6 protein-coding genes are annotated in these 10,697 nt (G+C 39.3%); all 6 read right to left on the bottom strand.

The window, feature by feature from the left end:
- Positions 1-151: 151 nt before the first annotated feature.
- A complete protein-coding gene (locus tag IQ228_RS01395) occupies positions 152-2,311 on the bottom strand; it encodes an ATP-binding protein (protein ID WP_071992773.1) in 2,160 nt (719 codons plus the stop codon).
- Positions 2,312-2,513: 202 nt separating this feature from the next.
- Entirely contained in the window at positions 2,514-2,987 is a 474-nt protein-coding gene (locus IQ228_RS01390) for a YbjN domain-containing protein (RefSeq protein ID WP_051424299.1), read from the bottom strand.
- Positions 2,988-3,091: 104 nt separating this feature from the next.
- Positions 3,092-7,204, bottom strand: a complete 4,113-nt coding sequence (locus tag IQ228_RS01385; RefSeq protein WP_193961995.1) for a DUF4157 domain-containing protein — start codon at positions 7,202-7,204, stop codon at positions 3,092-3,094.
- Positions 7,205-7,337: 133 nt separating this feature from the next.
- Positions 7,338-7,766 (bottom strand): hypothetical protein, encoded by a 429-nt coding sequence (locus IQ228_RS01380; RefSeq protein ID WP_027402329.1) that lies wholly within the window; start codon positions 7,764-7,766, stop codon positions 7,338-7,340.
- A gap of 27 nt (positions 7,767-7,793) precedes the next feature.
- A complete protein-coding gene (locus tag IQ228_RS01375; RefSeq protein WP_027402330.1) occupies positions 7,794-9,725 on the bottom strand; it encodes a phage tail protein in 1,932 nt (643 codons plus the stop codon).
- Positions 9,707-10,696, bottom strand: a complete 990-nt coding sequence (locus IQ228_RS01370; RefSeq protein WP_027402331.1) for a baseplate protein J — start codon at positions 10,694-10,696, stop codon at positions 9,707-9,709. The genes IQ228_RS01375 and IQ228_RS01370 overlap by 19 nt, the downstream gene beginning before the upstream one ends.
- Position 10,697 lies beyond the last annotated feature (1 nt).

Raw genomic sequence — 10,697 nt, 5'->3', positions numbered from 1 at the left:
AGACGCTCAACCAATTTGTTTTAAAGGTCGGAAAGGGCAAAGGGAGAAAATTAAAACCGTCCCTGACTGGCCGCAACGGTTAAGGGATTTTGTTGATCAACTTATTGAAGACTTAGACAAACAGTAATATATGGATAGTTATGGGTAGAAATTATTTAGCTGTTTCTACCCCTAATTCTTTGTTTTTGATGATTTTACCCATCTTTTGATATTCACGACGTACTGCTTGAATTAAGTGAGCTACTTCAATTTGATTGTTATCATCTGCGGCTAAAAAAGCTGCGGTTAAAGCAATATTACGAATATTTGCCCCAGTGAGTTCAAAATTACGGGCGAGAAAATTTAAATCTAATTCAGGACTACAGGGTGCACTTTTAGGAAATATTTTCTGCCAAATTTGATATCGTTGTTTTTCACTGGGAAATGGGAATTCAATAATAAACCGGAGTCGTCGCACAAAAGCATCATCCATATTCATGCGGAGATTGGTGGTAAGAATAGTTATGCCTTCATACTCTTCCATTTTCTGTAATAGGTAACTAATTTCCAGATTAGCATAGCGATCATGGGCATCTTTCACTTCGCTGCGCTTACCAAATAGGGCATCTGCTTCATCAAATAAAAGAATAGCATTAGCATTAGTAGCTGCGGTAAAAATCCGATTTAGGTTCTTTTCTGTTTCCCCAATATATTTACTAACTACTTGGGACAAATCAATTTTATATAAATCAAGCTGGAGTTCTTGAGAAATTATCTCTGCTGCCATGGTTTTACCTGTTCCCGGAGTTCCAGAAAACATGACATTTAACCCTTTCCCTAGTGATATCTTACTCTCAAAATCCCACTCTTCCCAAACTAAATGTTGATGCTTTATTTGATTGCAAATCTCTCGTAATAGATTTTTTTGGTGATCTGGTAATATAATATCTTCCCAACTATATTTAGGCTGAATATGCCGAGACAAGGTTGCTAAATCCTGTCCTGATAATCCTCTGGACGCAGTAAATAAATCAGTTAATGTTATAGGTTTTTGCGGGCTAAATTGGGAATTAGGAAACTCGGATACCGCGGCTTGCCAGCGAACTTGATTTCTAGCATTTGTCACAGCATCAGCAATTTGTTCAGAAGTCAAACGAAAGCGATCGCTCAAACTATCCAAGTCTATAGCATCCAGAGTAATATCTACGGATTGCAAGTAATTTTCCCAGTAAAAACGACGCTGTTGAAAATTTGGCATCACAAAAGGAATTGTGATCACTTCTATGGCTTTAGTTGTCGTATTTACCCAAGGCTTAATACCTGCTAAAATAGTAACTCTGGAATATTCTGTTAATTCCTTGAGAAACTCTTGATATAAAATAGTATTTTCTTGAGTTTGCAAAACATCTAAATCTTCGATATAAAGCAGGGCATTTTTAAACCAAGCTTCCCGAAATAATAGTTTGATAGTAAATTGAAACTCTGCTTTAGCAGCTAATATTCTCGTCGAATTTGCTATTAATAAAGGTACTTGTAATGAATTAGCAATGGCTTCAGAGGTATGACTTTTGCCAGAAATGTCCTCACCTTGAAAATATAAATTTAGGGTTTTACCTGCTAACCAATTGGCATTGACTAAAGATATTAAACCTTGCTTAATTTCAGGTTTTAAAGGCAAGTCATCAAACTGAAATTTAGGCGTAATTAATTGACAAAAAGAAACGAGTCTGCCATCAATTCCCGGTTCTCCTAATAGCAGTTGAATTACCTGCTGATCAAGTTTAATGTTATGGGCAAGTAGGGGTGGATCTGTTTGATGAGAATCGGGGAAAAGATGCAGTAAACTGTGACGAATTAAAGGCGCATCTGCACTAAAGTTAACCCGCCGCGCAAGTTTTTCTATTGCTGAAGTACAGAGTAAATTTAGAGCTAGATCTACAGTTGGTCGTTTGCAACGCACATCATCTTGGAGATAGGCGTAAAGGCGTTCGTAACGGCGGTCAAGTTCTGGGGCGAGTGCGATCGCTATAATATTGATATCGAAGTCTGATAACTCAAAAGTTTTCTGAAGCCATGCGAGAGGGGAATCTGTTTCAACAACATCCGAGGGAAATTGCTGAAAATTCTCTGTATATAATAAGGGGATTCCTGGTTTTCGTTCTAGTAACCGTTCTACTTCTTCTTCATTGATTTGTATTCCTCGATAGGAATTGTTTTCCGCATCTGTGCCATAGGCACTTTGAGCGGCTATGATTGCAGTTTCTAATAGTCCGTCTAACTGTTTTAATAATAGTAATAGTTGGTTGATATGGACTTTCTCTCCCAGGAGCATAAGTATTCTAATTTTTTTGTATTGTCATCAGAATTTTTGAATGACAAGAATAGTTTTTAAGATTTGAACCAAAGTTAATAAAATGAAAACTCAGAGATGTTGAATATGACTTCAATAGTTTATTGGCAGAAGTGCCTCCTCCTGCCATTATCCTTTCTCCTTGTTTTTGTAAACTGGAAATAATCTTAATTAAAGATTGCTTCTAAATCTCACTAGATAATGTATCTATTTCAGAATCTTCGATGTGGGCGATCGCCGCTGCTGGAGAAATATCCGTAAACATCACCTGTAAAATCCCAGGCAAATATTGATCCATCGTCATAATATTGATTAATAAACATTGCTCAATCATTAATTCTGGTTGAACCTCGCCAGCAAATTGTATGCTTGTCTTGAAGCGAATTTCGCCATCTCGTAAATCAAATTCAAAATTTCCGAACTTTAAACCAAAATTAGCCCGTGTTAAGAACTCCTGTATAACAGTGTACTTTTCCACAAGGGGTTTATTAGAACACACTGAGTAAGCCACAAATTGCTGATACTCATCCACACATTTTACAATCACAATCCAATTTGCAGTTTCTCCATTGATATCAATCCTTAGTGTGGCGTTACCTAGATCGTAAAACTGCCATTCTTGTTTTTTGAGTACAGACTCTGTAGCTTTCAGAAGCATTAGTGATTCACCAAAGTAAACGATAGGTTATTGCTTAGATTTTAGTGTAACTTTGTGAACTATTTTGTTAACAAAAATTCACCTAAAAACGTAATTTTGTCTTGTCAAGTTTCGATATCTTCCAACTCAGAAACTTGTTTCTCAATGGATGAAATATCTAGCTTAATACTCTCTTCCTTTAATTTTTCTTGAGCAGAATCTAGTATTTTTTGCTCTTTTTCAATAGTAGATATATTCTCAATGCCTTTTCCTTGCTCTAGTGCTTGAATGTTTTGAATAGCGGCTTCAACATCTGCCAGCACAGCAACTGATTGCTTGATAGCTGCGACCGCATCTTGATACCTCGCGTAGTGTACATCATATTTGTCGCTAATTTTGTCCCAAAGATCGCTTGCTGTTTTGATTTTGTTGCTCAAGTAATCTTTATTATTTCTTCCTCGTAATGTCGTGCCGCCTTCGTTCAATATCTCTTTGGCTTGATGTACACTATCTGAGTGCCGTATGCCAGAGGCTACTTGTTTAATAATGTTCCTTTTCTTGATAGGTTCATTTTTATCCCCATTCAATTTCTTCCATACATTGCTATAGCGCGATAACTTTTTATTAATTTTGTCTAGCTGATCGACGCATTTATCGCTCTTTTCTACCTCCTTGTCGATAACACCTTGTGTTACCTTAATTGCCTCCTTGTATTTAACCTCAATTTTCTTAATAATTGCTTGGCGTTCTTCCCCACTGCCTTCAATGGATTGTGCTGCATCCCGTAACAATTTTTGTGCTTCGGCGACGGCAATTATTTCACCTTTTGGACCTGTGCCATTTTTCTCAATCTCACCTTTCATTACTCCACCGAATGTAGGTGAACTAACTTTTAATTTACCATCCTCATCAATCTTAATATCGCCCCCAATATTACCAGAACCTAACTCCCATTTACCTATAGTGATACGGTATAGGTTTTTCTTGAAGAAGTAGAATGCTTGAGCTTGAATGCCAGCAGCAATCTCAGCCGTAAATTTGGCTTCAGCATAATATTTCGATGTCAATTTACTTGCATTGATTTTCTTGGTACTTTCGTCATATCCAAATTTGCCGCTAAATTGCAGACCCCCAATTGCATCAGCACGACATAGCCCTTCTATGTATGCTTGTAATGAGGCAATGTAGGCACTTCCCACACCCGCAAAAGCTTTTAAGCTAACCGCTAAGTATCCTTTGATCTCTGGGTTAACGGCAAAATCCCAATCTTGGTTTGTCCCATTTTTGGCTATTGCACCTTTCAACGCACCCTCAATGCCACCTTTAATGCCTAGCTGAACCCCCGCCTCTAAGCCTGGGACAATAGGATAGCTGAAATCAATACTTGGCCACACCATCAATTTACCAGGTAGTTCTACCTTGCCCTGAGCTTCAAGTTTGGCACTCTCAATTTTGAGTTGACTAGGTGAAACAGTTCGATCAAGTTTGACAGCACCTGTACCTGTGGCTTGGAAGTAATCGCCAAACTTTAATTCTAGACCGCCACCAATGATGGTGCTATATTTTTGTTTTGCACCTTCAATACTGGCTTTAGATTCTTTAATTTTTACAATTTCACCCAGGGGAATTTCTGGCATTGGGACGCTGATTTTATCCCAATCAATCCCGTTGTGATCAATTCGTGCATTTTTCGCCTCCGCCGATATGTTTTTTAGTTCTGGAATAGTGATACTAGCTTGGCTTAAGGTCAGGGATTTCTTTTCATGATCATAGTTGATACCTTTCGCCTCAAAATTCAAGATGTCGGCGATTGTCGCACTTAGAGATAGATTCTTGCTTTCATAGTCCCATTTACCGGATTGGTAAATAATCTTAAGGTCGCCGCTTGATTTGACATTAACAATTTCTTTGGAGCCAATATTTACTGCTACTGCTCCGGCACATTCTAATTTATATTGCTGGCTCTTGCCACCGATGGTTGCTGTAGGCTGACTAACTGATGCGAATTCCCCTAATTTAATATCCTTAGTTTTGACGGTGATTTTATCCCAATCAATTCCGTTTTTATCAATCTGAGCTTTTTCTACCTTAACCGATGTCTCGTTGAGTTCTGGAATGATGACACTCGCTGTTTCAAATGCGAGGGATTCATTGGTATTGTCATAGGTAATCCCTTTGGCTTCCAGATTAAATACTTCGTCAATTGTTGCCTTGAGATAACCTTTGCTAATAGCGTATTTCCATGTTCCGGCTGTATAGTTAATATTTACATCTCCACCGGATTCTACCTTGCCAACTCCGGTGGAACTCAGATTAATTCCTATGTTGCCAGAAACATCTGACTTATATTGGTCTTTCTTCCCAAGGATACTTCCCTTGATATTCTTAATTTCGGCAAAATTTCCTAATTTAATATCATCGGTTTTCAGGATGATTTTTTGCCAATCAATGCCGTTTTTATCAATCTGAGCTTTTTCTACCGCCGCTGAGGTGTTGTTGAGTTTTGGAATGATGACACTCGCTGTTTCAAATGCGAGGGATTCATTGGTATTGTCATAGGTAATCCCTTTGGCTTCCAGATTAAATACTTCGTCAATTGTTGCCTTGAGATAACCTTTGCTAATAGCGTATTTCCATGTTCCGGCTGTATAGTTAATATTTACATCTCCACCGGATTCTACCTTGCCAACTCCGGTGGAACTCAGATTAATTCCTATGTTGCCAGAAACATCTGACTTATATTGGTCTTTCTTCCCAAGGATACTTCCCTTGATATTCTTAATTTCGGCAAAATTTCCTAATTTAATATCATCGGTTTTCAGGATGATTTTTTGCCAATCAATGCCGTTTTTATCAATCTGAGCTTTTTCTACCGCCGCTGAGGTGTTGTTGAGTTCTGGAATGATGACACTCGCTTTGAGAATGCCAATAGATTTGTTAATATTGTCGTAATTTATCTCTGTTGCATCAAGCTTAAAAATATTGTCAATCGTCGCACTTATGGAACCATTTGTAATCGCATATTTCCATGTTCCTGCCGCATAAGTAATATTGACTGTGCCGCTTGTTTTTGCCTGAAGACCTTGTGAACTAAGATCAACCCCAAACGTTCCAGAAACGTCCGATTGATATTGTTTTTTCTTGCCAAGAATGTTGCCTTGGATATTCGTAATTGTGGCGATTTCCCCTAATTTAATATCTTGGGTTTTAACGGTAATTTTATCCCAATCAATGCCTTCACTATCAACCACCATCCCACTCACACTAGCAGTAGTGTTATTGAGATCTGGAATAATAACTGTGCCATCGCCTTTGAGAGCATCTTGAGCATCGTTATGTTCCAGATTTTGTGAAGTGAATTTAAAGATTCCTATTTCTCCAGTAACATCTTTTGATATATCTATTCCACCTTTAGATTTCTTTAGTGTCTGTTTAGGCTTGTCATCATCTTTACGCTGTACAAGCCGTCCTTGCCCCCCTTGCTGAATAACATGGGTTAATTCATGGGCTAGGAGTTCCTGCCCTTTAAGACTTCTGGGTTGATAAGCGCCCCGCTTAAAAAAGATGTCCCTTCCCTTTGTGAAAGCAAGGGACTGAATGGAGCGATTTAATTCATCTGACTGGTCATCGGTATGCACCCTGACACCACTCAAATCAGCACCAAATGACTCTTCTAGCGGTTCCCGAATATCCTCCGAGATAGGCTGCCCCTGACCCTGTTGTTGTTTAATGGCTGTTTCTAAGTGTGGTGTGGTTGCTATTCCCCCCGCGATAGGCTGAGGAGATGACACCGACTTTCGCATTAATTTTTGGCTATGGACTGCTTCTGGGTTAGCTGATGGCTGGGAAATAGGGTGATTAATTTGTTTAACTACTTGTGCAGCTACTCTATCAGCTTCCTGTTCGTATTTATCCCCTGGTTGGTTAACTGTCAGCTTGGCCTGCACCAGATAACCTTGTCCATTACCTGCTAACTCGTGGGAAAGACCGCGAAAAAAAGACCGACGTTGTAGAGGGGAGTTATTAGCTGTTGAAATTTGTTTGAGAAGTAGGTTTGGGGAATTATCTGTTGGCTGATCTTGGGAGCTTTGCGACTCAATTAGGCGACCCAGTGCCTGGTTACCAAACATTTCTTGTATTTCTTCCGCTGGATGGATATCACAGTTCTTATTAGATGTGGCTTGTTGTTTGGCAGTGGCTTGAGTTTTTTTGCTTTGGCTTTGTTGCAAAGTACCCATATATATTACTCTCTACTTTTCTGATTGAAAATGTGAATGTTGTTAATTTTGGTGAGCATTGACGCAGATAAAGTTAAAGAAACTTAGTTAAGTTATTTGATAATAATGAACAAGGATTAATTAATATCGAGTTTCATGTGCCTTTAACTCGAAAGTTAGTAGTGATGAAACTACCAGTCCCAGCATATTGCGGACTAGGATCAGGAACTGGCCCAGCAGGGGTGGGTTGCTGGGCAGGAACAACAACTTGAAACTTGGCTTTAAATGTCCCTCCCTTGAGTAAAACCGGTTTACCGTTAGATTTGGTTCTTTGGGCTTTTTGATTGGGTGCTAGGGAATCAATGGAAAGAATACCCACACCGGGAATAGGATGTGATGGAGTCATGTAGGGACAACCAGGAACAATGACGGTTTTTTCATCCCCATCAACACAGACCATTTTTTTGTTAATCATGTCTTTACTAGACCCCACTATATTACCAGGAATTACGGTAACAATAGCTTGCCCAAATGGGGGGTTAAACATGGCCATATCGCCTGTGGTTAAAATAAAGTCAGCCATAATGATCTAGTTACAACCAAAATTTAATTAATCAATCCAATCGTCTTCCTCAACTGCCAAAGTTTTCAGCATATATGGGGTAACTCTGCCAATGATGGTATTACCTTGAATATCTCCATCCTGATCCTTAAGAGGGTGACAAATTTCTAGAACATTCGCCCTGGGATTGAGATTAAAGTCTTCTGCGATAATCACCTGAGACACAGGACGCTGATTAAGATTGAAGTTGAGCTTGATGGTGATGTTTCCAGCCACTTGGCGATCATTGACGTTAGATAACACTATGTAAAAGCCTTTGGGGTTATCCAAAAATCGTTGATAGCTAACCTGGTGTGTAGCCCGCAGTCCTTGGGAGGAAAATTCTAGATTTGGCATTAGAGGGCTAAAGGAAGAAGTACGGGATTGAATGCGTAATATTAACAACCTAGCGATTTTTTCCCCTTCTGTTTCAGCTACGTCTGTTAGTGTAATAATTGCTTCTATTTCTATGTTCTTTTTAGCTGGAGAATCAAATAATTTAAACCGATAAATCCGCTCTAACCACTGGGAGTTAGGAACGAGACGCATGGTTGCACCTACTTCGGGGCCTAGAAGGGTGTTGCCAATTTTGTATTCTTGATTTTGACTGTAAATTTTTAATTCAGAATCATCTAAACCTGTGGGAATTTGGATTGTTTCACCTACTTGGTTTCCCAAACGAGTATTCCCCTCCATGCTCTCAAACAATCGTCTGGGTTTGTAAATTCTCAGTCTGGCATCATGCACCAGGCGCATGGTTTGACCAACTTGAGAACCCAGGCGCGTATTACCGTCAATCCACTTGATTTGAGGCTGATAAATTTTTAACGGAGGTTCTGGGCGGACACGCAAAGTTTGCTCTGGATTGGAGTCAAGACGAGTATTTCCCGGCATTAACTCTAATTGATTCAGGGGGCGATAAATTCTTAAGTTAGGTTCTAGGTCAAAGGGTAGGGAATCAAATATGATCAGGGAATATTGCTGGTGGTTGAGATTAAAATTAACTTGAACCGTAATTTTTCCAGTCAGTTGGCGATCGCTCAAATTAGCTAGAGCGATAAAAAAGCCATCGGGATTGTTGGTAAATTGTTCATAAAACACTGTTTGCCTGACATGGGGTCCGAGTTGGCTGCCATTCGGTTCAAGGGGCAAATTTTTTCCCTGAATGCGGATTAGTATTTGCTCTTCTAAGGGATCTCCGGGCGGGCAATCATTCAGTTTAATCCTAGCCTCGATTTGCATTTTCTGTTGAGGCGGAGCGTCAAATAAGGTAAACGGATAACAACCTCCCCATGCTTTGGTAATTTGCATGGTTAGTGTTAATATTCTTAAGGCATAAAAGGTATGGGCTGGTTTTTCTTGATCAATAATGGCTTTGGCAATCCGGCATCCTCGCCAATATCTCTCCGGCTGAGTGGTCAGAAGGGGAATTTGGACTTGAAAGTAATGAGGATGGTCGTCAAATTCAAATATTGAAATCTTTCCTGCGGGATAGTTGGAGTTAAATTCTTGGAGATAAAGTTCCAGATAAATTCCTAACATTTGTTTTAATCCGGAAATAGTTCCCCGAATTTGGTATAGCGGCACTATTCGGCTAATAAATTGCCGCTTAACTGCTTCATCCCAATCTTCTCGTAAACTTAATGCTACCCACCCTGCCAACCATGGCAAAAATTCCGATGGAGTTTTCTGGGGGTCGAAATAGGTGTGAATCTGAGAAATGATTGTTTCTAAACCAACAGAAGTTTGGGAATTTCTGGAAATAATCTGAGGATGAAGCGAAAAATGTTCTTGCTCTTGAATAGACCCGGTAAGAATTTTTTCAGACGCTAGTAAAAATCTGCTCAAAAAGGGACTTTTTTGCAGATCAAGATCAGAGAAATCTTCTTGCAGATAAGCAGGTAAATATTCTTGATAACTACTTAGTTGTTTCTTTTCCATTTTGCTTCAAAATGTTGTTGAATGGTGATAATTTTGTCAATTTCTACCTCAACCAATTCATTTTCTTCTAGAGAAATACCGATCATTTCGGATTGTTGGTTGAATTTTTTTCTTTGCTCATCGAAGTCGTTAAGTTGAACTACCTCTACATAATCAACACCAGGCAAATTATCCAATAATTGATATAACTCAGAAATATAGATATCCGCGCCAAAAGGATAGCCCTTACCTTGCCAATATTCTTGGGAATCTAAAGGAGCAAAAAAAGCTTTAATCCGGCGTTCTGCTTCTTTTTGAACAAACAGATTATTCCCACCGTCTTGTAAATATAAAGTAGCAGCAACTTTGATTTTCACATATTTGGGGTCAACTAGATGGAGGCGGGTAGTAATCAGTCGTCTTTGATTGAGAAATTTCTTAATTATTTTTCTGAGATTTTCGGTATTGGAACTATGTAGACGAGGCAAAATTACTAAGCTAATATGCCCTTCCACAATCTCATTGACATCTTTTGTTTCTAAATCTCGCTCTGGCAAGCATTGCACTCGCGCAATTATCCCCTCCTCTCCAAAGTCTCTTTTAATAGTCTTAGTTTTTGACCAGTCAGATAAAATCAGCCGTTCAAAATCTTTGGCGGTGACGGCTCGATAGGGTGTTCGCAATTCTGCCAAGGTTTTTTGAATCTCAGCCTGCAAGATGGCATTTTGGTCGGCGGGAGATTTTTCTGCTGGCAGTTCAAAATGATGCCCTTTGAGTAGAGTTAAAAAAGCGGCTTGATTGTGATTAGGGATTTGATTGACTCGATATAACACCATTTCAGTCAACCAGGCCAATAATTCAATCAGGATAATTCCCGTATCAGATGGGTTGTGATCTGTCCATTGGGGTGCTTCCGTGGGAATGAGAGCAACCGCTTCTTCTACCAGGCTGGAGTATGTGCGGTCATCGAGATTGGGTAATGGTAATGGCATA

The sequence above is a fragment of the Dolichospermum sp. LEGE 00246 genome, from assembly GCF_015207865.1.
Taxonomy (GTDB): Bacteria; Cyanobacteriota; Cyanobacteriia; order Cyanobacteriales; family Nostocaceae; genus Dolichospermum; species Dolichospermum heterosporum.
Note: the sequence above shows the minus strand (reverse complement) of the source record. Positions and strands in the feature narration are given on the sequence as shown.

Excerpts from the sequence above, each read along its gene's own strand:
- IQ228_RS01395 (WP_071992773.1), bottom strand. The coding sequence starts at position 2,311 with ATGCTCCTGGGAGAGAAAGTCCATATCAACCAACTATTACTATTATTA.
- IQ228_RS01390 (WP_051424299.1), bottom strand. The coding sequence starts at position 2,987 with ATGCTTCTGAAAGCTACAGAGTCTGTACTCAAAAAACAAGAATGGCAG.
- IQ228_RS01385 (WP_193961995.1), bottom strand. The coding sequence starts at position 7,204 with ATGGGTACTTTGCAACAAAGCCAAAGCAAAAAAACTCAAGCCACTGCC.
- IQ228_RS01380 (WP_027402329.1), bottom strand. The coding sequence starts at position 7,766 with ATGGCTGACTTTATTTTAACCACAGGCGATATGGCCATGTTTAACCCC.
- IQ228_RS01375 (WP_027402330.1), bottom strand. The coding sequence starts at position 9,725 with ATGGAAAAGAAACAACTAAGTAGTTATCAAGAATATTTACCTGCTTAT.
- IQ228_RS01370 (WP_027402331.1), bottom strand. The coding sequence starts at position 10,696 with ATGCCATTACCATTACCCAATCTCGATGACCGCACATACTCCAGCCTG.